Source organism: Brucella sp. TWI559, from assembly GCF_039674265.1.
Taxonomy (GTDB): domain Bacteria; phylum Pseudomonadota; class Alphaproteobacteria; order Rhizobiales; family Rhizobiaceae; genus Brucella; species Brucella chromiisoli.
The window spans coordinates 208,150-232,206 of record NZ_JBDJNE010000001.1 but is presented as its reverse complement, the minus strand read 5'-3'; the positions used below and the strand labels follow the sequence as shown (position 1 = coordinate 232,206).

Sequence of the window (24,057 nt, the reverse complement as noted above, 5' to 3'; positions counted from 1 at the left end):
ACGCAAAGCGCAGCACTTGATCCAAATGACCCTTTGTCATAGTTTGAATTTCAAATTTAACAATTTTTTGAAGGGGATAAGCGCCACTCACAGCGATTGACACATTGGTGACACGCTTCTGTCATCCTCACGTAGCACTGACACTCTATTGCTATGGCGAGAATGAAACAAATCATCCGTTGCCACTGCAAACCATTCAGGAATGCGTGAATAACAGGATCAGGAGCGAATCATCATGTCAACACTGCTTGGAATGAGCCAGCAAATCATCGATGATACGATCATGTCGGGTATAGAAGCACAGCAGGCACTTTTTGAAACCAATGGTGACCCCATTGTATTGGGACGCATTGGTTCACTTGAAGTACGACTTGCAAACTCCCGCGAAGCGATTGAAGCTGCGCAGGAATTGCGGTTTCGTGTCTTCTTCGAAGAGATGGGCGCCCGCAAGGAAACCATTGAAGAAGTTGAATTGAGAGACGCCGACCGGTTCGATGCCATTTGCGATCATCTTCTGGTTTATGACACTGCCCTGCCTGTGCCTGAGCACAAGCAGATCGTCGGCACCTATCGCCTGATGCGCAGCGAGCAGGCTGAAAAGTCACTCGGCTTCTATTCAGCCGACGAATATGACGTGCAGCGTCTTGCACTGTCGCGTCCCGACCTCAAGCTTCTCGAACTTGGACGCTCCTGCGTTAAAGCGGAGTATCGTTCCAAGCGTACGGTTGAGTTGCTCTGGCAGGGTGCGTGGGCCTATTGCCGTCGCCATTCGATTGATGTGATGTTTGGTTGTGCATCGTTCCATGGTGCCGTGCCTGCCGCACATGCGCTGGGGCTTTCGTTCCTTTACCAGAATTGCCGTGCAACGCCGGATTGGGACGTGCGCGCGCTCCCCCATCGCTATCAGCCGATGGATCTAATGCCAAAGGAAGCGATCAACACCAAGGTAGCACTCTTCTCGATGCCACCGCTGGTGAAAGGCTACTTACGCCTTGGTGCGATGATTGGTGATGGCGCAGTGATCGATGAAGCTTTTGGCACCACGGATGTTTTCATCATCCTGCCGATTGAGCGCATTTCCAGCCGCTACATTACTTATTACGGCGCGGACGCTAACCGCTTTGTATAAAAGAAAAGGCGAAGCACCAGCTTCGCCTTTTTGATTTTACGCCCTGCCCGAAAGCTCTTTAAGCTTATAGATCAGCTCAAGCGCTTCACGCGGCGTCAGCTCGTCGGGGCTGATTTCAGCGACGGCTTTGGCGAGTTCACTGTCTTTTGTGGCTGCCTGCGGCTTGGGTTTTTCCTGTTGCAGAACAACAGAAAACAGCGGCAGATCATCAATCAGCTTGTCAGCCTTGCCGGATGTTTCGCCTGCTTCCAGCTGATGCAGCACATCGCGCGCACGATTGACGACAGCTTCCGGCAGACCGGCAAGGCGCGCAACCTGCACGCCATAGGAACGGTCAGCCGCACCCTTTGCCACTTCATGCAGGAAGACGACATCATTGTCCCATTCCTTGACGCGCATGGTAACGTTGAACAACCGGTCGAGCTTTTCGGACAGCGCCGTCATTTCATGGAAATGCGTGGCAAACAGTGCGCGGCAGCGGTTCTTCTCATGCAGATACTCAACAGCAGCCCAGGCGATGGAAAGCCCGTCAAAGGTTGCCGTGCCACGACCAATTTCATCAAGAATGACCAGCGAACGCTCGCCCGCCTGATTGAGAATGGCAGCGGTTTCAACCATTTCCACCATGAAAGTCGAACGGCCCCGCGCCAGATCATCAGACGCACCAACGCGGCTGAAAAGCCTGTCCACGACACCGATCTGGGCGGAACCTGCAGGCACAAACGAACCCATCTGCGCAAGAATCGCAATTAAGGCATTCTGGCGCAGGAAGGTCGATTTACCGCCCATATTCGGGCCGGTCAGCAGCCAGATCGCGCCATTGCCACCATCTGATTGCGGTGAGAGATCACAATCATTGGCCACAAAGGGATTAGCCGCCTGACGGCGCAATGCCTGCTCAACCACCGGATGGCGACCCGCGACAATGTTAAACGACAGGCTGTCATCGACCAGCGGGCGGCAATAGCCCTGCTCTTCGGCAAGAACGGCAAGCGAAGCAGAAACGTCAAACACTGAAAGGGCGACTGCCGCCGCACGAATGCTGTCCGCATGGCTGACGGCTTCCGCCGTCAGTTCCTCAAAGATTGCCAGCTCAATCGACAAAGCCCGATCAGCTGCATTGGCGATCTTGCTTTCAAGTTCTGCCAGTTCCGTTGTTGTAAAACGCATGGCATTGGCCATGGTCTGACGATGAATGAAACGGCCCTTGGCTTCATCACTGTCCGTCATGGTGCCGGAATTATTGGCGGTCACTTCGATAAAATAACCAAGCACGTTGTTGTGCTTGATTTTCAGCGTTTTAATGCCGGTTTCCTCAATATAATCCGCCTGAAGCCCGGCAATGACGCGGCGTGACTGATCACGCAGAGCGCGCATTTCATCGAGTTCTGCATTATAGCCTTCGCGTACAAAACCGCCGTCGCGCTTCAAAAGCGGCATCTCGTCGGCAAGCGCGCGGTCGATATGGGCCGCAAAGCTAACAGGCAATGTCTCAATGGCTTCGCGCGCATGTGCCAGTTCATCCGGCAGAATGGTGCCTTCAAGAAGCGAGGCAATGCCGTTCGCCGCTTCAAAACCGCGCTGCAAAGCGCCAAGATCACGCGGCCCGCCGCGACCCACCGCAAGTCGTGAAAGCGCGCGCGGCATATCCGGCACGCCTTTCAACTCTAGCCGAAGCCCTTCGCAGAGCGATTGCTCACTCAGAAACCATGAAACAGCATCAAGGCGCAGCGCAATCGCCTTTGGATCAGTCAAAGGTGCGGTCAAGCGCTCTGCAAGTAAGCGCGCGCCGCCACCCGTCACCGTACGGTCGATGGCCTTGAGCAGACTGCCCTCGCGATTGCCCGACATGGTACGGGCAAGTTCGAGGCTTGCGCGGGTGGCCGGATCGATGAAAATCGTACCGCCTTCATGCTCGCGCTCTGGCCGCATCAAAGGCGGACGTTCGGCAATCTGCGTCTTTTCAATATAGGCAATGGCACCGGAAATGGCAGACAGTTCGGAACGGCTGAACTGCCCGAAACCGTCAAGGGTTGCGACATTGAAATAACGCTGAATGCGGGTTTCTGCGGCAGCACTGTCAAACAGTGTCGCAGGCTGCGGCACAACCGACTTTCCAATCAGATCAAAAATCGGGCGCAAGTCTGCATCATGAAAGGCCGTATCAGCGACGACCAGTTCACGCGGGTCAACACGGGCAACATCGGCAAAAAGCCGATTTTCCGTTGTCTCCACAACGCGGAACGTGCCGGTTGAAATATCGATCCATGCAAGGGCCAGCGCGCCATCACCCTTGGTGCGGCCAAGCGCCATCAGATAATTGGCCTCTGACGGATCAAGCAGCTTTTCTTCGGTGATCGTACCGGGTGTGACCAGCCGGATCACATCGCGACGGACCACCGATTTTGAGCCGCGCTTTTTGGCTTCCGCCGGATCTTCAATCTGCTCACAAACTGCAACGCGATAACCTTTGGCGATCAGGCGTTGGAGATAATCATCAGAGGCATGGACCGGCACGCCGCACATCGGAATATCGTCGCCCAAATGCTTGCCGCGCTTGGTCAGAGTGATGCCGAGCGCCTTGGAAGCTTCAACCGCATCGTCAAAAAACAGCTCGTAAAAGTCGCCCATGCGGTAGAAAAGCAGCGAATCAACATTCGCAGCTTTGATCTCAATATACTGCTCCATCATGGGCGTGAGGCGAACAGCGGTTTCCTGCGCGGTATTTTCTCCCGCTTCCAACTGTTTTTCTTCGACCTTCGCTTCCATGCCAAACCTTCATTTATTGCGATTTAAATCCATTTAAAGACATAATAATATCCATATCATGCTTTTTAGGATCAATATCTATTCCAAAATGCGTTGTTTACACTCCCGCGGACTGGCGTTATCGAATTCGTCCCGCAGAAGAAACCGGAGGGAACATGCCAGTCTCGACGCCGAAGGGCAACACGCCAGAACGCACACCCACAGCCAGTGAGAAGGAAGCACTCGACTTTCACGCTCATGGTCGCCCCGGCAAGCTGGAAATCAATCCCACCAAGCCAATGACCACGCAGCGCGACCTTTCGCTGGCCTATTCCCCGGGCGTCGCAGTACCCGTCAAGGCAATCGCGGAAAATCCCGCCACCGCCTATGATTATACCGCCAAGGGCAATCTGGTTGCGGTCATTTCCAACGGCACCGCCATTCTGGGCCTTGGCAATCTTGGCGCGCTGGCTTCCAAGCCTGTGATGGAAGGCAAGGCAGTGCTGTTCAAGCGCTTTGCGGATGTCGATTCCATCGATCTGGAAGTCGATACGACAAACATTGATGAATTCATCAATGCGGTGCGCTATCTCGGCCCATCGTTCGGCGGCATCAATCTCGAAGACATCAAGGCTCCGGATTGCTTCATCATCGAACAGCGTCTGCGCGAAGTGATGGATATTCCAGTTTTCCATGATGACCAGCATGGCACGGCAATCATCGCCGCAGCCGGCATGATCAATGCGCTGCACCTGACGGGCCGCGACATCAAGAATACCAAGCTTGTCTGCAATGGTGCTGGCTCAGCAGGCATTGCCTGTATCGAACTCATTAAGGCCATTGGCTTCCCATCCGAAAACGTAACCCTCTGCGATACCAAAGGCGTTGTCTATCAGGGCCGCGAAGAGGGGATGAACCAGTGGAAGTCGGCCCATGCCATCAAGACGTCCAAGCGCACGCTCGAAGATGCGATGAAAGATGCTGACATCTTCTTCGGCGTTTCGGCAAAGGGCGCGCTGACCAAGGAAATGGTGCGTTCAATGGCGCCAAATCCGATCATCTTCGCCATGGCCAATCCGGACCCGGAAGTGACCCCGGAAGATGTGGCGGAAGTGCGTGATGATGCCATCGTTGCCACCGGCCGTTCGGACTATCCGAACCAGGTCAACAACGTGCTGGGCTTCCCGTATATTTTCCGTGGCGCACTCGATGTGCGTGCCACCACGATCAATGACGAAATGAAGATTGCAGCAGTTTACGCAATCGCAGAACTGGCCCGCGAAGACGTGCCGGATGATGTGGTGGCCGCCTATCAGGGCAGCCGTCCGCGCTTTGGTCCGCAATATATCATTCCGGTTCCGTTCGATCCGCGTCTGCTCGCAACCGTTTCGGCGGCGGTGGCCAAGGCCGCGATGGAAACAGGTGTCGCCGGGCGCGCAATTGAAGACATCGAAGCCTATAAGCAGGAACTGCTCGCCCGCCGCGATCCGATTGCCTCCACGCTGCGCGGCATTTACGAGCGCGTGCGCCGTCAGCCAAAGCGCATCGTCTTTGCCGAAGGTGAAGAAGAGCCAACCATGCGTGCCGCTGTTTCCTACGTCAATCAGGGGCTTGGCACTGCCATTCTGGTTGGGCGCGAAGAGCGTGTTGCCGAAACCGCCAAGGAAGCTGGTCTTGATCTTAATCGTCCGGGCATTGAAATCATCAATGCGCGTCTGTCGAGCCGCAACGCGGTCTATGCCGACTATCTCTACGCGAAACTTCAGCGCAAAGGCTATTTGACGCGCGATTGCCACCGCCTGATCAACAATGACCGCAATCATTTTGCGGCCTGTATGGTTGCCCTTGGCGATGCGGATGGCATGGTAACGGGCATCACCCGTAACTATGCAACCGGTCTTGAAGATGTGCGTCGCGTGATTGATTCAAAGCCGGGTCATCGTCTGGTCGGTGTCTCCATTGCGCTCTGTCGTGGCCGCACGGTGTTTATCGCCGACACTGCTGTTCACGAAAAGCCAACGGCTGAAGAACTGGCTGACATTGCGGTGGAAGCCGCGGGCATGGCACGCCGGATGGGCTATGTGCCACGTGTTGCACTCACCGCCTTTTCGACCTTTGGCCATATGGGTGGCGAAAGCTCGGCGCGCATTCAGGAGGCGGTACGTATCCTCAACACCCGCCATGTCGATTTCGAATTTGATGGCGAAATGAGCGCGGATGTTGCTCTCAACCCGAAACTGATGGACCAGTATCCATTCATCCGCCTGTCGGGCCCTGCCAATGTCATCGTCACGCCAGACAATCACTCGGCATCGATTGCAGCCAATATGCTTCAGGAACTGGGTGGCGCGACCATCATCGGCCCTCTGCTGGTCGGCCTCGACAAACCAGCGCAGATCGTGAGCATTGGCGCAAAAGATACCGACATCGTCAATATGGCAGCGATTACCGCCTATAATGCCGGTAACTGAAACAGCGAAAGGCCGGGCAATGCCCGGCCCTTTCTTTTGAATATTCATACAATTTAAAACCGGCTATAGGATAGATCCGTCATCGCAAGTCCCTTCCCCAAAGCCGGACATACAAGCCGCATGAGCGCACACGACCTGAAACTTGAAGAAATCGTCAATCCCGAAGCCCTTCGCCGCAAGCTCAATGAGCTGGCGGATTCAGCCGATGAAAGCTATCAAAGCCTGCCTGTTCGCAAGGTTGTGCTTCATGCGCTCAAAGACGCTCTGATCCGCGGTCGCGCCAATGCTGAAAGCCTGCTGATGAAAGATGGCGGCGGCACGCTCTGCGCGCGGCGCCTGTCTTATCTCATGGATACGCTGATCAGCGTGCTGTTTGAGTTTGCCAGCACCAAAGCCTATCCGATGACGAACCCATCCAAAGCCGAAAACATGGCGATTGTCGCCGTTGGTGGCTATGGGCGCGGCGGACTTGCTCCCGGCTCCGACATCGATCTTTTGTTTCTGCTACCCTATAAGCAGACGCCATGGGGCGAGCAGGTTGCGGAATATATGCTCTATATGCTGTGGGATATGGGCCTGAAAGTCGGCCATTCCACGCGCAATATCGATGAATGCATCCGCCTTTCGCGCGAAGACATGACGATCCGCACCGCCATTCTGGATGCGCGTTTCATCATCGGCAATCGCGATCTGTTCAATGCGCTCAACACGCGTTTTGATGAAGAAGTGGTCAAAGATACCGGCCCTGAATTCATTCAGGCCAAGCTTGCCGAACGCGACAATCGCCACAAAAAGGCAGGCGAAACCCGCTATCTGGTCGAACCAAACGTCAAGGAAGGCAAAGGCGGCCTGCGCGATCTGCATACATTGTTCTGGATCGCCAAATATTTCTACCGTGTCAAAAGCAAGGAAGAACTGGTCAAGCTTGGCGTGCTTTCACGCGCAGAACTCAAGCTGTTCAACAAGGCAGAAGATTTCCTCTGGGCGGTGCGCTGCCATATGCATTTTGCAACGCTCAAGGCAGAAGAACGCCTGTCCTTCGACATTCAGCCGGAAATCGCGCAGCGTCTGGGCTATACCGCCCATCCTGGCCAGAACTATGTCGAGCGCTTCATGAAGCATTACTTCCTGGTCGCCAAGGATGTCGGCGATCTGACGCGCATTCTTTGTGCGGCGCTGGAAGAGGAACAGGCCAAGCACGTGCCGGGCTTTAACCGCATCTTCCTTACCTTCTCACGCCGCAAGCGTAAACTTGCCGGAAGCAATGATTTTGTCTCAGAAAACCATCGCATTAACATTGCCGATGCCGATGTGTTCAAACGCGATCGGGTCAATATCATTCGGATTTTTCATCTGGCAGACAAGCTGGGACTGGAGTTCCATCCTGATGCCATGCAGCAGCTCACCCGCTCGCTGAAACTGATCAATGCCGAGTTGCGCGAAAACCCGGAAGCCAACAAGCTGTTTCTGGAAGTGCTGACCTCGCCGCGCAATCCAGAACTCATCCTGCGGCGCATGAATGAATCCGGCGTGCTTGGTAAATTCATCCCGGATTTTGGCAAGATCGTCGCGATGATGCAATTCAACATGTATCATCACTATACGGTCGATGAACATCTTCTGCGCTGTATAGCCGTGCTTTCCGAGATTGAACATGGCGAGTTGGAAAACGAGCATCCGCTGGCCAATCATCTCGTCAGCGCCATGCGGCGGGATCGCGTCGTGCTGTATGTCGCTTTACTCCTGCATGATATTGCCAAGGGCAGACCTGAAGATCATTCTATCGCCGGTGCCCGCATTGCACGCAGGCTCTGCCCGCGTTTTGGCCTGTCCGCGTCCGAAACAAAAACCGTAGAATGGCTGGTGCGCGAACATCTAACCATGAGCATGGTTGCACAATCGCGCGATCTCAATGACCGCAAGACGATTGTCGATTTTGCCGATACCGTGCAGACAATGGAACGGCTCAGGCTGCTTCTGATCCTCACTGTTTGCGACATCAAGGGTGTTGGCCCCGGTGTGTGGAATGGCTGGAAAGGCCAGCTTCTGCGCACACTTTTTTACGAAACAGAACTGGTGCTGACAGGGGGCTTCTCGGAACTCCCGCGCGCAGACCGTGACCGGCAGGCGCGCGCAGCTTTGGCTGAAAAGCTTGCCGACTGGCCAGAAGCCGAGCGCGATGCCTATCTTGGCCTGCATTACACCAATTATTTCCTGACCGTCAGCCTCGACGATCAGGTGCGCCATGCGCATTTCATCCGCGAAACAGATCGCAATGGTCGCGTCCTTGCCACGATGGCCAAACCACACACATTTGAGGCAGTGACGGAAATTACCGTCCTTGCACCCGACCATCCACGCCTTCTGTCGATTATCACCGGTGCCTGCGCGGCGGCTGGCGGCAATATTGTCGACGCGCAGATTTTCACCACCGGCGATGGACGCGCGCTTGATACGATCCTGATCAGCCGCGAATTCGATACCGACGAAGACGAACGCCGCCGTGCGGAGCGGGTTGGCAAGGTGATCGAAGATGTGCTGTCCGGCAAAGCTCATCTGCCGGATGTGCTGGCCAAACGCACAAAGCCCAAGAGGGGCACCAAAGCCTTCAAAGTCGAGCCGCATGTGGAGATTAACAACACACTCTCCGACAAATTCACGGTTATCGAAGTGGAAGGTCTTGACCGGCCCGGTCTTTTATCGGAACTGACTGGCCTTATTTCCGACTTGTCACTGGATATTGCTTCAGCCCACATCACCACCTTTGGCGAGAAGGTCATCGATAGTTTCTATATCACGGATCTCGTGGGACACAAAATTTCAAACGCAACGCGTCAGGGCAATATCAGACGCAAGCTTATTGCCGTGCTTAGCGGCGAAAACACCGCCAAGACCAACGGTCGCGCAGCAGCATAGGTTTTTTAGTCAATGAGTTTGGTCAAGAAATTCGCAACCGTTGCGTCTGGCACGCTGATGAGCCGCATTTTCGGCTTCACGCGTGAAATGTTCATGGCGGCAGCGCTTGGCACCGGACCGGTTGCGGATGCGTTCAATGCGGCTTTCCGTTTCCCGAACACATTTCGCCGGTTGTTTGCCGAAGGCGCATTCAACGCCGCCTTCGTGCCGCTTTTTGCCAAGGAAATCGAAAAAAACGGCATGGATGGTGCGCGCCGCTTTTCCGAAGAAGTGTTCGGCGTTCTGTTCACGGTGCTGCTTTTCATCACCATCGTCATGGAAATCTCCATGCCATTTATCGTGCGCACGGTCATTGCGCCGGGCTTTACCGATGATCCGGTAAAATTCGACAATACGGTGCGGCTGGCGATCATCATGTTTCCCTATCTCGCCTGTATGTCGCTGGCTTCGATGATGGCAGGTATGCTCAATTCCCTGCATCGCTATTTTGCAGCAGCCGTGGCTCCAGTCTTTCTCAACATCATCCTGATTGCTGTTCTGGCTTTCGCATGGTGGCGGGGCTATGACGCGCTGGCTGTCGGCTATGCGCTTTCGTGGGGGGTGATGGCGGCGGGGCTTGTGCAGCTTGCCATTGTCTGGATCGATGTGCGCGTTGCTGGCATCAAAATCGGCTTTCGTCGTCCGCGCCTCACACCCGGTGTCAAACGACTGCTGGTGCTCGCACTTCCTGCCGCTATTACCGGCGGCATCACGCAGATCAATCTGCTGATCAACACCAATATTGCGTCAGGCATGGAAGGGGCTGTCTCCTCACTCGTCTATGCTGATCGCATTTATCAGTTGCCGCTTGGCGTGGTGGGCATTGCGGTTGCAACCGTGCTTCTGCCGGAATTGTCGCGCGCGTTGCGCGGCGGGCATATGCAGGAAGCCGCAAACCTACAAAATCGCTCGGTCGAGTTCACACTGTTTCTCACACTTCCCGCAGCAGCAGCCCTTTTGGTGATGTCGGAACCAATCGTTCGCCTGCTGTTTGAACGCGGGCAGTTCAGTGCAGAATCGACACTTGTCGTCTCCAATATTCTGGCAATTTATGGCATCGGCCTGCCTGCCTATGTACTGATCAAAGCGTTTATTCCGGGCTTCTTTGCCCGCGAAGATACCCGAACGCCGATGATCTTCGCAGCCATTTCGGTTGCTGTGAACATCACACTTGCGATCACGCTGTTTTCGCGCATGGGGCCGAGCGGCATCGCCATTGCAGAAATCACAGCAGGCTGGGTGAATGCAGCGCTTTTGTTTGCAACGCTGGTGAAGCGCGGTCATTGGGGCAATGATGTTGCGCTTCTCACGCGTATTCCACGCCTGTTGATTGCAGCCGCTGTCATGGCTTTGGGCATTCATTTTTCTCTTGGCTATTTTGCCCATGAGTTGTCATCGGCATCGTCTTTTGGCGTGCGCGCCGGAACTGTTGCGGCAATGGTTGCAGGCGCCATGGTCGTCTACTTTAGTCTGGCCTTCGGACTGGGCGGCGCGAACACGGCTATGATCCGTCGCGGCATCAAGCGTGGTGGCACAAAGAAACAGTCTGACAATCAAGAATAATTGCCTTGAAAGGCAATCACAGCTCTGCGAAAACACCGCATCATAATAAATACCCTTCGCTCTCCACCGGCGAAGGCCAACATCAGGATCATATCATGAGCACGTTTAAGCCGCTTGTCTTCTCCGGCGTTCAACCGACCGGAAACCTTCACCTTGGTAATTATCTGGGTGCCATCAAGCGGTGGGTCGAGGTGCAGGAAACACAGGAATGCATTTATTGCGTGGTCGATATGCACGCGCTGACCGTCTCACCCGATCCGCTCGAACTCATTCAGTCAACACGCGAAGTCACGGCTGCCTTCCTTGCCGCCGGTATCGACCCCAAGCGTAGCATCGTTTTCAACCAGAGCCGCGTGATGCAGCACGCCGAGCTTGCATGGGTGTTCAACTGCGTGGCGCGCATCGGCTGGATGAGCCGCATGACGCAGTTCAAGGACAAGGCTGGCAAGGATCGCGAAAATGCTTCGCTCGGCCTCTTCGCTTATCCAAGCCTGATGGCGGCTGACATTCTGCTTTATCGCGCAACGCATGTGCCTGTGGGCGAAGACCAGAAACAGCATCTGGAGCTGACGCGCGACATCGCCCAAAAATTCAACAATGATTATTCCGACCGCATCGCGTCACTCGGTATCGGCGTGGATATGCAGGTGGGAGACGAGCAGGTTTCCGGCTTCTTCCCGCTGACCGAGCCGATGATTTCGGGTCCGGCCATGCGCATCATGTCGCTGCGCGATGGCACCAAGAAAATGTCGAAATCTGATCCGTCGGATCTGTCGCGCATCAATCTGATTGATGACGAAGACACCATCAACAAGAAGGTCCGCAAGGCCAAGACCGACTCGGAAGGCTTGCCTTCGGAAATTGATGGCCTGGCTGGACGGCCGGAAGCGGACAACCTTGTCGGTATCTATGCAGCCCTTTCTTCAAAGTCGAAGGAAGACATTCTGGGTGAATTCGGTGGACGTCAGTTCTCCGAATTTAAATCAGCTCTTGCTGATCTGGCTGTTTCAAAACTATCGCCAATCACCCATGAAATGCGTCGTCTGGTGGCTGATCCTGCCTATATCGACAGTGTTCTGAAAGATGGCGGCGAACGCGCAAGAACGATCGCAGAAACCAATATGCGTCATGTGCGCGACATCATCGGCTGGCTGCAAGACTGATAAATATGACGTGTAATATTCTGACGTCGCCTGCTTGCGGGCGACGTCTTAGAATGCCACATTATCGCCATGGTATCAAAACGACTTAGCCGGGAAGCCGGTCACCGCCGCAAGTTTCTTGCCGTGATTGACGAGACGCCTGAATGCGGGCGTGCCGTTGCTTATGCCGCGCGCCGCGCCAAAAACTCAAATGGCGCGTTGGTCATGCTTTTTGTCATCGACAATTCCGATTTTCAACAAATCCTGGGCGTTGGCGAAATTATGCGTGCTGAAGCTGAAGAACGTGCACGCTCGACGCTTGAAAAATTCGCAGCGAAAGTGCGTGAAGAACAGGGCATTGAGCCGGAGCTGATCATCCGCGAAGGGTTGATCAGTGATGAATTGCCCAGCCTCATTGAAGAAGATCAGGACATAGCCATTCTTGTGCTGGCGGCAGGTTCCGGCAAAGACGGCCCCGGCCCTCTCGTCCAGTCTATTGCCAATCGCGCCCAGTTCCAGATCCCTGTGACCGTCATTCCATCCAGTCTTTCCGATGAAGACATTGATGCGGTGACCTAATCACCCTATATTGATGATAGATTATGTAGGACCGTTCTTGGCAAAATCTGCCTTTACGCCTAGCCATGTTTACGAAAAGTTTCAGACAGTGAAAGCGGAGAACGACGATGTTCATCCAGACCGAGACCACACCAAACCCGGCAACCCTCAAGTTTCTGCCGGGTAAAGTGGTCATGCCAGAGGGTACTGCGGATTTCCGCGATGCCGCAAGCGCAGGCAATACATCGCCGCTTGCAGCCAAGCTGTTCGCAGTTCCGGGCGTCACCGGCGTTTTCTTTGGTTATGATTTTATCACAGTCACCAAGGAAGACGGCGAATGGCAGCATCTGAAACCGGCTATTCTGGGCACGATCATGGAACATTTCATGTCGGGCGCAGCTGCCATGGCTGGCAATGCCGGTGCAGCCGCCGGGGATGCTCATGATGAAGAAGAATTCTTCGATGAAGCCGATGTTGAGATCGTTGAAACGATCAAGGAGCTGATCGAAACCCGCGTCCGCCCGGCTGTGGCACAGGATGGCGGCGATATCACCTTCCGCGGTTTTGAAAACGGGACCGTGTTTTTGCACATGAAGGGTGCATGCTCCGGTTGCCCGTCATCGACGGCGACGCTCAAGCACGGCATTCAGAACCTTCTGCGCCATTTCGTACCGGAAGTGCAGCAGGTCGAGCAGATTTAAGTCTTTATAACTGCTAACGAAAAGGCCGCTTTTCAGCGGCCTTTTTATATCTTATCTTATCGGACGATAACCTTGGCTCCTTGTTCGGCACGCTCATAAAGATCTAGTATATCCTGATTCATCATGCGAACGCAGCCTGATGACATCGCCTTGCCGATCGACCACCATTCCGGCGTTCCATGAATACGATAGCCGGTGTCGCCGCTCTTATTGTAGAGATAAAGCGCACGTGCACCCAGCGGGTTCTTGAGACCGGGTTGCATGCCGTTGCGATATTTCGCCAGCTCCGGCTGACGCTTGATCATAGCCGCTGGTGGCGTCCATGTCGGCCATTCACGCTTCATGGCAACACGCGCTGTTCCCGACCAGCCGAAGCCTTCGCGACCCACGCCGATGCCGTAACGCATCGCTTTGCCATCCGGCTGCACCAGATAAAGGAACTTCTCGCCCGTATCGACGATAATCGTGCCCGGCGCTTCGTTGGTCTGATATTTGACGATCTGGCGACGATATTGCTGCGGGATTTTTTCATTCGGAATGGCGGGAATTGTATAACCAGCATCGCTGACCGACGAATAGGATGCCGTATAGAATGTGCCACCAACAGTGGAACAGCCGGCGAGCATTCCGCCCAGAAGCAGCGTTGCGGCCAGTTGCAAGACGCGAGACTTCATGAATTTCCCCCAGACCAAAATAGCAAAAACACGAGCGCATTGCTCTCTTGGTCGCAAATATGCGGGAGGATTCTTAACCAGCCGTTAACCGTGATTTAAAAATTTATGAGCAGCCTCTTTTTTGCCATTTTCCTCGCGGTTGTGTTTTGTGTTTGCCCGACACGCGGGCAGGAGCGCACAATACAGCCATGCCAATCGTGATTCCCCACAAAACCCACCCGCTTTCCGATGGAAGGCAATCTGAAAACGCGATGCTCGTGCGTCGCGGTGTACAACGCCTGTTTCTGGACATGGGATTGGCAACGCTGCCCGAATTGCCACTTGCTTCAGGACGGCGTGCTGATCTGATCGCTGTCAGTCGCAAAAGCGAAATCTGGATTGTTGAGATTAAATCATCCATCGAAGACTGGAAGGCAGATCGGAAATGGCCGGACTATCGCGCCTATTGCGACCGGCTGTTTTTTGCGACACATCCATCTATGCCACGCGACATCTTCCCGGAAGATTGCGGCTTTATCTTATCGGATGGTTATGGGGCTGAAATTCTGCGCGATGCGCCGGAACACAAGCTTCCCGGCGCGACCCGCAAGGCGCTGATGCTGCGCTTCGCACGAGCGGGTGCTGCACGCCTGACGATAGCAGAGCTTGCAGGTCTCAATGTCCCCGAGACAGACATTGATTAACCCAACTGACTAGCGCGGCGCGCGCTTGGCCAGAATCCGCTGCAATGTACGGCGATGCATATTGAGACGGCGCGCCGTTTCGGAAACATTGCGCTCACACATTTCATAAACGCGTTGAATATGTTCCCAGCGAACCCGGTCGGCAGACATCGGATTTTCCGGTGGCGCGACTTTTTCGCCCGGACGCCGGGTCAGAGCCGCGAAAACCTCATCGGCATCGGCAGGCTTGGAAAGATAGTCAATTGCACCAAGCTTCACTGCGTTCACAGCCGTCGCGATATTGCCATAGCCGGTCAACACGATTGCACGCGTATCGGTGCGGCGCGAACGAATGGCTTCGATGACATCAAGGCCATTTCCATCGCCAAGGCGCATGTCGACCACAGCATAAGCGGGTGCTGCGGCTTTCGCTGCAGCAATACCTTCTTCAACCGATTCTGCAGTCGTCACCTGAAAGCCACGGCCTTCCATGGCACGCGCCAGACGCTGCAAGAAAGGCTTGTCATCATCAACCAGAAGGAGGGTGGGATCGTTGCCAATGGCTTCGGTGTCTTCCTGCTTCAAGTCTTCCATGGGTGCTTCCTGCCTGTATTTTTATTCCCTTATTGATACCCCTGCGTCAAAAAGTCAAATAGCCATTGAATTGTTGAGGCAATCCGAACAAAAAAATGCCATATTAGAGGCAGGCAAATCCTTGTATTTACACGCGCTTTTGAAGCAAAGACTCAAAGATCAAAACAGCCTTTTCTTTTTGTATAAAAGAAATTCACGGCGCAGATTTATAGAATATTGAATGGTTTCATTGGCTTACAATGAAGGCGGCGCGTGGCCAAACCACCTTCACTTCCGCACCCTGCCCCGGATTCTTGCGGTTTCTGAAGCTGATCTGCGCGCCCGAACGCTCCAGCAAGGTTTTCGCAATAAATAGCCCCAGACCAAGTCCGCCACCGCCATTATGCGTGCTGTCGCGACTGGTCATGTAGGGCTCACCGATTCGGTCAAGAATTTCCGGCTTGAACCCTTCGCCATCATCTTCGATGGTCACTGTCACATGAGCGTCGGTCCAACCCCAGGTCACGCTCACCTTGTCGCTTGCAAAATCGACGGCATTTTCCACCAGATTGCCAAGTCCATAAAGCAGACCCGGATTGCGACGCACAACCGGTTCAGGCTTGGGTCCATCAATCTTTGTAACCTCAAGCGCAACGCCAAAGTTGCGATGCGGCTCAATCACTTCCTCGATCAGCGACGAGAACGGCAAACGTGACATATGTTCTTCATTTTCCGAAGACAGGCTGGTCAGGCGCTGCAAAATTTCGCGACAGCGCGCCGCCTGCGATTGCAGCAACGCAATATCTTCCGCCAATGCGGGGTCGCTATCGGGCTTTTTTGCATAGGTGCGCTGCATTTCCTTGACCACAAGTGTGATGGTGGCAAGGGGTGTTCCCAGTTCATGGGCGGCAGCAGCGGCAAGCCCGTCAAGCGCGGTCAGATGCTGCTCACGCTGGAGTATGAGTTCCGTTGCCGTCAAAGCGTCGCCTAACTGTCGGGTTTCTTCGGCGATGCGATAGGCGTAGACGCCGGTAAAGCCCAGCGCCGAAATGATGGCGCACCAGATGCCGCCCACAAAAAGAAACGGCAAAACCAGTGTTTCACCCGGATACCAGGGCAAAGGGCGGTGATGCATCAACAAAAACGTAGTGCAAAAAACCACCAGCAATGCCAGCGCCAAGGTATGCCTGACCGAAAGCGATGTCGCCGAGATAATGACAGGCGCAATCATCAAAATGATAAACGGGTTCTGCAAACCACCGGTCAGATAAAGCAGCCCCGCCAATTGCAGAATATCGAAAGCCAGCACCAGACTTGCAGCATCGGGATTGAGCCGATGATTGTTTGGAAAGCGAAAAGCCAGATAGAGATTGAGCCAGGCTGAAGATGAAATCAAGGCGAGGCAAATGCTGATTACGAAGCTGAATTGCAGATAAAGCGCCACGAACAAAACTGCCGCTGTCTGCCCCGCAATAGCCAACCAGCGCAAACGCACCAATGTAGTCAGACGTGGCCTGCGTGAGAGATTGGAAGCGCGATTATCGAATTCTGCGTGCATAGCCACTCCCAGACATTCCAGAAAATGTGAAACAGTTTTGTGCTCAAAAATACCGATCAAAAAAGCCGACGAGAACAAAACCGCTTTTGGCTTCTTATGCGACAGCGCAAATATTCATGCAAGCAGAACTGTGTCATCCAGTCGCAGCTTAACAAGCAACGACGGATACCCCTTAGTTTACCGGGCTTTAAGCGCAATCACGTTGCCTTCAGGGCGCGCCCAGATAAATTGTGTCAATTTTGTGAATAATTTATAACACCCAATAACAAGCGTAGGAGGGCACGCATGGTTATCTTCAGGGGGAAGATATCATCAGGCTTGGGCAGGCATTCAGAGCTTGTTATTCCGGGTAAGAAAAAACTTTTGAATGCACCTAGCGACTGGCCGGATCGGTTTGCTTCCGGCTCATTGAATGTGCAGATCGTGGAATATCCACCCATTCTGCGAAGCCATCGCAAACAGCTAAAGGCGCTGGATCGCGGCCTCGTTCCACCGAGCATCGTCATCCCACAGCACGAAATTGCGAACAACAGCCTGCGGCGCAAGCTTTTCAAGCCGCGCCGCGGCACAGGGCAGGCTTGGCGGGCCACGCTTCACGCGCATTCCCATTCCATGAATGTGTGGGTTTTCCGGCGTATCGGATCGCATATGCATGATTGCCTTGAGCTGATCTCAGAAAAGCGTATCCGTGAAAGCCTCAACATCCGCGATCAGGATGAGGTTCACGTGGTTCTGCATTCTTGATCGGCATCAAGTGCCGCGCGGTTTTGCTCTGCGCGTCGCTTGCGCATTGGCCGGATCTTCCGGCCAGACATGACGCGGATAGCGACCACGCATGTCGGTGCGCACATCGGCCCATGAGCCAGCCCAGAAGCCCGGAAGATCGCGCGTGATCTGGATTGGGCGATGCGCTGGCGAAAGCAATTCCAGCAAAAGCGGCACTTTGCCATTGGCAATGGCCGGGTGAATGCTCAACCCGAATAACTCCTGTACACGAACGGCAAGAATCGGCTCCTCCGTGTCATAGCGGATCGGGATATTCGAGCCGGTCGGCACCTCAAAATGCGTCGGTGCCAGCTGATCGACGCTGCGTTGCAGGTCAAACGGCACAAGGCTCATCAAACCGTTTTTCAGCACATGCGCCGGGATGCGGTCGAGTTGCGCCTCGCCTATGAGAAATGGCAGCAACCAGTCATCAAGACGTTCAACAAGATTGTCGTCATCCATTGACGGCCATGGATCGCCCAGCCCGCGATAAAGCCAGCCGAGACGACGGCGCAGAATTTCGGCTTCTTTGCCCCATGGCAGAATCTGCAAACCATGCTCGCGCACGGCAGCGATGACGCCCTCATCAGCAACCGCACCCGAAGGCGCAGCCAATGGCTTCTCCGACAAAGCAATCGCGCCGATGCGCACGGCTTCACGCGCACGCAGCGCGTTCTTGTCCGCATCATAGACGATCTGTCGTCCGCTCTCGATCTTATTGCCGAGGGCTGCACGGATTTCCGTCTCTGACACTTCTGCCGCAGACAAGATACGCGCACGGCCTGCTTTACCCGACATATCGGCCACCACCAGCCATTGCGCACGGCTGAGGCTGATCGCTGGATCGACTTCGCCACCACGCCCATTGGCCAGCAGAAATTGCCCCGTTGCGCCACGCGCCTTAGCGATACGGTCTGGATAGGCGTCAATCAACATACGACCAACACTTGAACCTGCTGCTTCGCCTTTGTTGGGCACATTGGTTGTCAGTCGCTTCGCGAGATTTTTTGCGCGTTGCGCGCGATCAGAGCGATCATTGCGGAACCGCGACATGCGCGTATCGAGATCGGTTTCATTGCCACCAAGACCACGCTCGGTCAAAAGCATGGCGAGTTCTGCAGCGCGCAAAGCTTCGCCACGTTTGCCCGCTTCCGCCACCATATGCGCCAGACGAGCAGGCAAGGCGAGCGAGCGCATAGCCTCGCCATCGGCGTTTAGGCGTCCGTCATCATCCAGCGCACCAAGCCGCACGAGCAGCGCTTTGGCTTCTTTGAGCGCGGGTGCGGGTGGCTTATCGAGCAGCGACAAAGTTGCTGGATCGGTCACACCCCAAGCAGCCGCATCAAGCACAAGGCCGGAAAGATCGGCCTCCAGAATTTCGGGCGGAGAGAAAGCAGGGAGTGACGCCGTTTGACCCTGATGCCAGAGGCGAATAGCGATGCCCGGCTCGGTACGACCGGCGCGACCAGCCCGCTGATCAGCACTTGCGCGTGACGTGCGCACCGTCTCAAGACGCGTGAGGCCTGTAGCAGGTTCGTATTTTGGCAGGCGGGCAAGGCCAGAATCGATCACCACCCGAACCCCATCGATGGTGATGGAGGTTTCGGCAATGGATGTTGCCAGCACGACCTTGCGGAAACCTGTGGGCGCTGGCTTGATTGCCGCATCCTGATCTCGGCCCCCCATCGCGCCATAAAGCGGCGCGAGAATGATATTGGCAGGCAGGAATTTTTCCAGGCTTGCTGCGGTGCGTTCGATCTCGCCCTGACCGGGAAGGAAAGCGAGAATGCTGCCCGTTTCGTCCGCCAGCGCTTCACGGATGGCGCTTACCATCACATCTTCAATGCGCTGATCCGGCTTGCGCTCGCGGTGGCGAATATCGACAGGAAACGCGCGACCTTCGCTCTCAATAATCGGCGCGCCGCCCAAAAGTGATGCAACCCGCGCACCATCAAGCGTTGCCGACATAACCAATATTTTGAGATCCTCGCGCAAGGCGGCCTGCACATCAAGCGCCAGCGCCAAACCAAAATCTGCATCAAGGCTGCGCTCGTGAAACTCATCAAACAGGACTGCGGCGATGCCCTTGAGGTCCGGATCATCGAGGATCATGCGTGCAAAAACGCCCTCAGTGACGACGAGAATTTTGGTCTTCGCCGAGACCTTGCTTTCAAGGCGCATACGATAGCCGACCGTTTCGCCCGGCTCTTCACCCAAGATCTGCGCCATACGGCGGGCGCTCGCGCGTGCTGCCAGTCGGCGCGGCTCAAGCAGCACAATCATGCCATCACCGCGCCAGCTTGCATTTAAAAAATGCAGTGGCACCAGCGTTGTCTTACCCGCGCCGGGAGGGGCAACCAGAACTGCACTTGCATGATTGGCAAAAGCGGCATCCAGTTGCGGCAGAATGCGGATAACGGGAAGATCGGGCAGACTCGTCAAATGAAATTCCGTATTATAAAGGCGTTGCTTTGGTGCTTATCCCACAAGGAGCGACGATGATCCATATCCGAAAATCCACACCTGCCGACGCCCCTGCCCTTACGGCTATCTGGCGCGCAAGCGTTCTGGCGACGCACGATTTTCTCAGCCGTGAAGATTTCGATGAGATCGAAAAGCTGGTCGGCGAACAATATCTGCCAAATGTGGAAGTCGATGTTATCGAGGATGAGGGCAAACCGGTCGGCTTCATGGGCATGACCGATAACAATATCGACAGCCTGTTCATTTCGCCCGATCAGCGCGGCAAGGGTATTGGCAAACATATGATTGCGCACGCGAAAAAACGCGGCACGCTAACCGTTGATGTGAACGAGCAGAACACGCAAGGCTTAGGCTTTTATCGCCATGTGGGTTTTGTCGAAACAGGTCGTTCGGAAACCGACGATCAGGGACGCCCTTACCCGCTGTTGCATCTCAAGCTTGAGGCTTACAGCAGCTCCAGTTAAGATTGAACCGCTGTAACTGTTTGTTTTTACGCATTATCCGATGCAAAACCGCTTCGCACTTTTGCTGGAAATGCTATAAAATCCGGGCCACGCCAATTGCTGAGAAAACCATGCTCACAAAAGGCAATTCGGGAGCAATTGACATACTCCCCTATAGTATATAGGCTTCGTGAAAATCGGGAGATTCCATGCCGCATTCACCGGAAGACAAGAAGCGCGCTTTGACGCGCCTGCGCCGTATTAAAGGGCAGGCCGAGGCGCTGGAGCGTGCGGTGGAAGAAGGTACGGAATGTGCGGCCCTTTTGCAGCAGATTGCAGCAATGCGCGGGGCTGCCAACGGATTGATGGCGGAAGTGCTGGAAAGCCATTTTCGCGAGACATTTGGAAAAGCGCGCGAGACAATAGCCCGCGATGCTGTGGCTGATCCCGATGCAGAGATCGACGAAATCATGCGGATTTTGCGCACTTATCTGAAATAGGTCGCACGGAAAAAAGGATTGCAAACATGAAATCACGCGCAGCCGTTGCCTGGGAGGCAAAAAAGCCGCTGACCATCGAAACCGTTGAAATCGGTGGCCCACGCGCTGGCGAAGTGCTGGTCGAAATCATGGCGACCGGCGTTTGCCATACCGACGCCTACACGCTTTCCGGTCTTGATTCAGAAGGCAAGTTTCCGGCCATTCTCGGCCATGAAGGTGCTGGCATTGTGCGCGAAGTGGGTGCCGGTGTGACCTCGGTCAAACCGGGCGATCACGTGATCCCGCTTTACACGCCGGAATGCCGCCAGTGCAAAACCTGCCTGTCGCAGCGTTCAAACCTCTGCACCTCAATCCGTGCAACGCAGGGTCAGGGCCTGATGCCAGACCGCACCACCCGCTTTTCGTGTGATGGCGGCGAAGTGTTCCATTATATGGGCTGCTCGACCTTCTCGAACTTCACCGTTCTGCCGGAAATCGCAGTTGCCAAGGTTCGCGAAGATGCGCCTTTCGACAAGATCTGCTATATTGGTTGCGGTGTCACCACCGGCATTGGCGCAGTTATTTACACGGCAAAAGTTCGTCCGGGTTCCAATGTTGTTGTGTTCGGTCTTGGCGGCATTGGCCTCAATGTCATTCAGGGTGCGCGCATGGTTGGTGCAGACAAGATCATTGGTGTGGACATCAATCCATCCAAGGTGGAAATGGCCAAGAAATTCGGCATGACCGACTTTATCAACCCGCGCGAAATCGGCAATGACAAGGTCGTGCAGGCCATTCAGGACCTGACGGACGGCGGCGCGGATTATTCGTTCGATGCCACCGGCAACACCGATGTCATGCGTCAGGCGCTCGAATGCTGCCATCGCGGCTGGGGTGAATCGATCATCATCGGCGTGGCCGAAGCCGGCAAGGAAATCGCGACACGTCCGTTCCAGCTCGTCACCGGACGCGTCTGGAAGGGTACGGCGTTTGGCGGCGCACGCGGTCGTACCGACGTGCCGAAAATCGTTGACTGGTACATGGAAGGCAAGATCGACATCGACAGCCTCATCACCCACACCATGCCGCTTGATGAGATCAACACGGCGTTTGATCTGATGCATGAAGGCAAGTCCATCCGCTCGGTGATTGTGTACTGATGGGTGAAAAGCGTTTCATTTCCCATTGGGATGAAATCGACCAGCTGACCCCGCGCGCGCTTTATGCGATGCTGAAGCTGCGCGTGGACGTTTTTGTGGTGGAGCAGAATTGCCCATACCCCGAAATCGACGGCAAGGATTACGACGCGTTTCACTTGCGCATTCTCGATGGTGAAGAACTTGCAGCAAGTTTGCGGGTTCTGCCGCCGGAGAAGGATGGCAAGCCGGTGAAAATCGGACGTGTCGTCGTGGCGCGGGATTATCGTGGTTACAAGCTTGGTCAGCGGCTGATGAAAGAGGCGATTGTCTTTGCACAGGCGCGTTTTCCGGGCATTGCCATCGAGCTTGGCGGACAGAGCCATTTGCAGAAATTCTATGGCTCATTCGGCTTTATCGCTGTTTCGGAAGAATATCTCGAAGACGGTATTCCGCATGTCGACATGCGGCTTACACCACAGGAAAGTGCCACCTGATGCTTTTGCTACACCGCCATATGTCCTTTTATCTGGCAGCCATTGGCGGTGCGGCAATCTTCATTATTGCCTGGCTTTTAAACAGTCCGCTCGCCCCGGTCATCGGGGCCAACTGTTTCTTTGTGCTCTATCTCGTTCTGGCGCTTGTGGCTTTACCCAAGCTCACAGCGTCCTATCTTAAAAAACATGCAGCAACAGCGGATGAACCTACCTGGATCATTTTTCTGGTGACTTTTGCCACCGTTGTTGTGGCGATCGTGTCGCTGTTCGTTCTGATCAATCAGAAACCCCAAGCCGATCTGTTTTCGCTGATTATGACGCTTGCCGCGGTACCGCTGGGATGGTGCACAATCCACATGATGACGGCGATTCACTACGCTCATATGTTTTGGCAACCAACAGAACCCGCCGGAAAAGATTCAGCCCATGCCAGCCGCGTGAAAGGTGGATTTGCATTTCCTGAGACGCCCGCGCCATCCGGCTGGGATTTCGCCTATTACGCCTTCACCATCGGCATGACGGCACAGACTTCCGACACCAATGTCACGACGACCGCGATGCGAAAAGTAACGCTTCTGCACAGCGTCGTTTCATTCTTTTTCAATACGGTCCTTGTCGCAGCGACAGTGAATGTGGTCGTGGCGCTTGGGAGTTAGGGTTATTCATGGAAACGATCTCAACTGCAAAATGCTTTGGTGGAACACAGGGCGTCTATCGTCATAAAAGCGAAACCAATCAGTGCGAAATGACCTTTGCCGTTTTCCTGCCGCCACAGGCCAAGGACGGTCCGGTGCCTGTGCTGTGGTATCTCTCCGGCCTCACCTGCACGCATCAGAATGTAATGGACAAGGGTGAATATCGGCAAATGGCTTCCGAATTGGGAATTGCCGTTATTTGCCCGGATACCAGCCCACGCGGTGAACATGTCCCTGACGAGCCGCAGAACTGGCAGTTTGGCAAAGGTGCTGGCTTTTATGTCGATGCCACGCAGGAGCCTTTTGCCAAGAACTATCAGATGTATAGCTACATCACCAAGGAACTGACCGAGCTGGTGGCACAAGAATTCCCGCTCGACATGGCGCGTCAGGCCATCACCGGCCATTCGATGGGCGGACATGGTGCATTAACGATTGCGCTGAAAAATCCTGAGCGCTTCAAATCTGCATCGGCTTTCGCTCCCATCGTGCAGCCCTCAACCGCCGGATGGTCGAAGCCTGCATTGCAAAAATATCTTGGTATGGAAGAGCGCGCATGGCGCGCCTATGACGCGACGCTACTGATTGAAGACGGCTACCGCTTTCCTGAGTTTCTGATCGATCAGGGAACCGCAGATGGTTTTCTCGATGAAGGTCTGCGTCCTTGGCTATTGGAAGAAGTCTGCAAGAAAGCTGGCATCCCACTCACGCTCAATATGCGCGAAGGCTATGACCATTCCTATTTCTTCATCTCGTCCTTCATGGATGAGCATCTCCAATGGCATTCCAAACATCTTGGCCGTTAAAAATTGGCGATGTGCGTT

General features: G+C 54.6%; 20 protein-coding genes. 15 read left to right on the top strand and 5 right to left on the bottom strand.

All coding sequences use genetic code 11. The features are described from left to right. Window positions 1-235 precede the first annotated feature (235 nt). Window positions 236-1,129, top strand: a complete 894-nt coding sequence (gene olsB, locus ABE530_RS01015; RefSeq protein ID WP_499693317.1) for a l-ornithine N(alpha)-acyltransferase — start codon at window positions 236-238, stop codon at window positions 1,127-1,129. Between the two features lie 36 nt (window positions 1,130-1,165). Here olsB and mutS read toward each other — a convergent pair whose 3' ends face one another. Then, window positions 1,166-3,898: a DNA mismatch repair protein MutS gene (gene mutS / locus ABE530_RS01010; protein WP_499693316.1), complete on the bottom strand. Its 2,733-nt coding sequence runs from the start codon at window positions 3,896-3,898 to the stop codon at window positions 1,166-1,168. Window positions 3,899-4,053: 155 nt separating this feature from the next. On the opposite strand from mutS, the gene ABE530_RS01005 reads away from it, so the two are divergent. The 6 genes from ABE530_RS01005 (at window position 4,054) to ABE530_RS00980 (ending at window position 13,267) form a co-directional block, all read left to right on the top strand. Next, window positions 4,054-6,348 (top strand): NADP-dependent malic enzyme, encoded by a 2,295-nt coding sequence (locus ABE530_RS01005; RefSeq protein WP_265982712.1) that lies wholly within the window; start codon window positions 4,054-4,056, stop codon window positions 6,346-6,348. Window positions 6,349-6,468: 120 nt separating this feature from the next. Further along, complete coding sequence (locus ABE530_RS01000) at window positions 6,469-9,264, top strand: [protein-PII] uridylyltransferase (RefSeq protein WP_499693315.1); 2,796 nt, start codon at window positions 6,469-6,471, stop codon at window positions 9,262-9,264. A 12-nt stretch (window positions 9,265-9,276) separates the two neighbouring features. After that, on the top strand, window positions 9,277-10,866 hold the full coding sequence (gene murJ / locus ABE530_RS00995; protein ID WP_499693314.1) for a murein biosynthesis integral membrane protein MurJ: 1,590 nt from the start codon (window positions 9,277-9,279) through the stop codon (window positions 10,864-10,866). A 95-nt stretch (window positions 10,867-10,961) separates the two neighbouring features. Next, window positions 10,962-12,029, top strand: a complete 1,068-nt coding sequence (gene trpS, locus ABE530_RS00990) for a tryptophan--tRNA ligase (protein WP_499693313.1) — start codon at window positions 10,962-10,964, stop codon at window positions 12,027-12,029. A 69-nt stretch (window positions 12,030-12,098) separates the two neighbouring features. After that, entirely contained in the window at window positions 12,099-12,587 is a 489-nt protein-coding gene (locus ABE530_RS00985) for a universal stress protein (protein ID WP_265982708.1), read from the top strand. A gap of 107 nt (window positions 12,588-12,694) precedes the next feature. Beyond that, on the top strand, window positions 12,695-13,267 hold the full coding sequence (locus ABE530_RS00980) for a NifU family protein (protein ID WP_265982707.1): 573 nt from the start codon (window positions 12,695-12,697) through the stop codon (window positions 13,265-13,267). Between the two features lie 56 nt (window positions 13,268-13,323). Here the strand turns inward: ABE530_RS00980 and ABE530_RS00975 are convergent, their stop codons facing one another. Continuing rightward, entirely contained in the window at window positions 13,324-13,941 is a 618-nt protein-coding gene (locus ABE530_RS00975) for a L,D-transpeptidase (protein ID WP_499693312.1), read from the bottom strand. A 188-nt stretch (window positions 13,942-14,129) separates the two neighbouring features. Between ABE530_RS00975 and ABE530_RS00970 the strand changes: the two genes are divergently transcribed. After that, window positions 14,130-14,624 carry an MmcB family DNA repair protein gene (locus ABE530_RS00970; protein WP_499693311.1) on the top strand — a complete coding sequence of 165 codons (495 nt, stop codon included), beginning with the start codon at window positions 14,130-14,132 and terminating at the stop codon, window positions 14,622-14,624. 9 nt (window positions 14,625-14,633) lie between these two features. On the opposite strand, the gene regA is transcribed toward ABE530_RS00970, so the two are convergent. Together regA and ABE530_RS00960 are read right to left on the bottom strand one after the other, a co-directional pair. Beyond that, complete coding sequence (regA, locus tag ABE530_RS00965) at window positions 14,634-15,197, bottom strand: global response regulator transcription factor RegA (RefSeq protein ID WP_024898183.1); 564 nt, start codon at window positions 15,195-15,197, stop codon at window positions 14,634-14,636. Between the two features lie 226 nt (window positions 15,198-15,423). Next, window positions 15,424-16,734: an ActS/PrrB/RegB family redox-sensitive histidine kinase gene (locus ABE530_RS00960; protein ID WP_499693310.1), complete on the bottom strand. Its 1,311-nt coding sequence runs from the start codon at window positions 16,732-16,734 to the stop codon at window positions 15,424-15,426. Between the two features lie 285 nt (window positions 16,735-17,019). On the opposite strand from ABE530_RS00960, the gene ABE530_RS00955 reads away from it, so the two are divergent. Then, window positions 17,020-17,478 carry a DUF120 domain-containing protein gene (locus ABE530_RS00955; protein WP_265982703.1) on the top strand — a complete coding sequence of 153 codons (459 nt, stop codon included), beginning with the start codon at window positions 17,020-17,022 and terminating at the stop codon, window positions 17,476-17,478. Between the two features lie 6 nt (window positions 17,479-17,484). On the opposite strand, the gene hrpB is transcribed toward ABE530_RS00955, so the two are convergent. Continuing rightward, the gene (gene hrpB, locus ABE530_RS00950; RefSeq protein ID WP_499693309.1) at window positions 17,485-19,941 is read right to left on the bottom strand and encodes an ATP-dependent helicase HrpB; all 2,457 of its coding nucleotides are present in this window, start codon (window positions 19,939-19,941) and stop codon (window positions 17,485-17,487) included. Between the two features lie 56 nt (window positions 19,942-19,997). Between hrpB and ABE530_RS00945 the strand changes: the two genes are divergently transcribed. The 6 genes from ABE530_RS00945 (at window position 19,998) to fghA (ending at window position 24,039) form a co-directional block, all read left to right on the top strand. Then, window positions 19,998-20,447, top strand: coding sequence for an acetyltransferase (locus tag ABE530_RS00945; RefSeq protein ID WP_499693308.1), 450 nt, complete (start codon window positions 19,998-20,000; stop codon window positions 20,445-20,447). A 188-nt stretch (window positions 20,448-20,635) separates the two neighbouring features. Next, window positions 20,636-20,926: a metal/formaldehyde-sensitive transcriptional repressor gene (locus ABE530_RS00940; protein ID WP_499693307.1), complete on the top strand. Its 291-nt coding sequence runs from the start codon at window positions 20,636-20,638 to the stop codon at window positions 20,924-20,926. Between the two features lie 26 nt (window positions 20,927-20,952). Next, a complete protein-coding gene (locus tag ABE530_RS00935) occupies window positions 20,953-22,065 on the top strand; it encodes an S-(hydroxymethyl)glutathione dehydrogenase/class III alcohol dehydrogenase (protein ID WP_187543493.1) in 1,113 nt (370 codons plus the stop codon). Then, on the top strand, window positions 22,065-22,538 hold the full coding sequence (locus ABE530_RS00930; protein ID WP_499693306.1) for a GNAT family N-acetyltransferase: 474 nt from the start codon (window positions 22,065-22,067) through the stop codon (window positions 22,536-22,538). Before ABE530_RS00935 ends, ABE530_RS00930 begins: the two co-directional genes overlap by 1 nt. After that, window positions 22,538-23,194, top strand: a complete 657-nt coding sequence (locus tag ABE530_RS00925; protein ID WP_499693305.1) for a DUF1345 domain-containing protein — start codon at window positions 22,538-22,540, stop codon at window positions 23,192-23,194. The genes ABE530_RS00930 and ABE530_RS00925 overlap by 1 nt, the downstream gene beginning before the upstream one ends. A gap of 8 nt (window positions 23,195-23,202) precedes the next feature. Then, window positions 23,203-24,039: an S-formylglutathione hydrolase gene (gene fghA / locus ABE530_RS00920; protein ID WP_499693304.1), complete on the top strand. Its 837-nt coding sequence runs from the start codon at window positions 23,203-23,205 to the stop codon at window positions 24,037-24,039. The last annotated feature ends 18 nt before the right edge of the window (window positions 24,040-24,057 follow it).

Bases quoted from the DNA above. Each gene is read 5' to 3' on its own strand.
- olsB (WP_499693317.1), top strand. From the start codon at position 236: ATGTCAACACTGCTTGGAATGAGCCAGCAAATCATCGATGATACGATC.
- mutS (WP_499693316.1), bottom strand. From the start codon at position 3,898: ATGGAAGCGAAGGTCGAAGAAAAACAGTTGGAAGCGGGAGAAAATACC.
- ABE530_RS01005 (WP_265982712.1), top strand. From the start codon at position 4,054: ATGCCAGTCTCGACGCCGAAGGGCAACACGCCAGAACGCACACCCACA.
- ABE530_RS01000 (WP_499693315.1), top strand. From the start codon at position 6,469: ATGAGCGCACACGACCTGAAACTTGAAGAAATCGTCAATCCCGAAGCC.
- murJ (WP_499693314.1), top strand. From the start codon at position 9,277: ATGAGTTTGGTCAAGAAATTCGCAACCGTTGCGTCTGGCACGCTGATG.
- trpS (WP_499693313.1), top strand. From the start codon at position 10,962: ATGAGCACGTTTAAGCCGCTTGTCTTCTCCGGCGTTCAACCGACCGGA.
- ABE530_RS00985 (WP_265982708.1), top strand. From the start codon at position 12,099: ATGGTATCAAAACGACTTAGCCGGGAAGCCGGTCACCGCCGCAAGTTT.
- ABE530_RS00980 (WP_265982707.1), top strand. From the start codon at position 12,695: ATGTTCATCCAGACCGAGACCACACCAAACCCGGCAACCCTCAAGTTT.
- ABE530_RS00975 (WP_499693312.1), bottom strand. From the start codon at position 13,941: ATGAAGTCTCGCGTCTTGCAACTGGCCGCAACGCTGCTTCTGGGCGGA.
- ABE530_RS00970 (WP_499693311.1), top strand. From the start codon at position 14,130: ATGCCAATCGTGATTCCCCACAAAACCCACCCGCTTTCCGATGGAAGG.
- regA (WP_024898183.1), bottom strand. From the start codon at position 15,197: ATGGAAGACTTGAAGCAGGAAGACACCGAAGCCATTGGCAACGATCCC.
- ABE530_RS00960 (WP_499693310.1), bottom strand. From the start codon at position 16,734: ATGCACGCAGAATTCGATAATCGCGCTTCCAATCTCTCACGCAGGCCA.
- ABE530_RS00955 (WP_265982703.1), top strand. From the start codon at position 17,020: ATGGTTATCTTCAGGGGGAAGATATCATCAGGCTTGGGCAGGCATTCA.
- ABE530_RS00945 (WP_499693308.1), top strand. From the start codon at position 19,998: ATGATCCATATCCGAAAATCCACACCTGCCGACGCCCCTGCCCTTACG.
- ABE530_RS00940 (WP_499693307.1), top strand. From the start codon at position 20,636: ATGCCGCATTCACCGGAAGACAAGAAGCGCGCTTTGACGCGCCTGCGC.
- ABE530_RS00935 (WP_187543493.1), top strand. From the start codon at position 20,953: ATGAAATCACGCGCAGCCGTTGCCTGGGAGGCAAAAAAGCCGCTGACC.
- ABE530_RS00930 (WP_499693306.1), top strand. From the start codon at position 22,065: ATGGGTGAAAAGCGTTTCATTTCCCATTGGGATGAAATCGACCAGCTG.
- ABE530_RS00925 (WP_499693305.1), top strand. From the start codon at position 22,538: ATGCTTTTGCTACACCGCCATATGTCCTTTTATCTGGCAGCCATTGGC.
- fghA (WP_499693304.1), top strand. From the start codon at position 23,203: ATGGAAACGATCTCAACTGCAAAATGCTTTGGTGGAACACAGGGCGTC.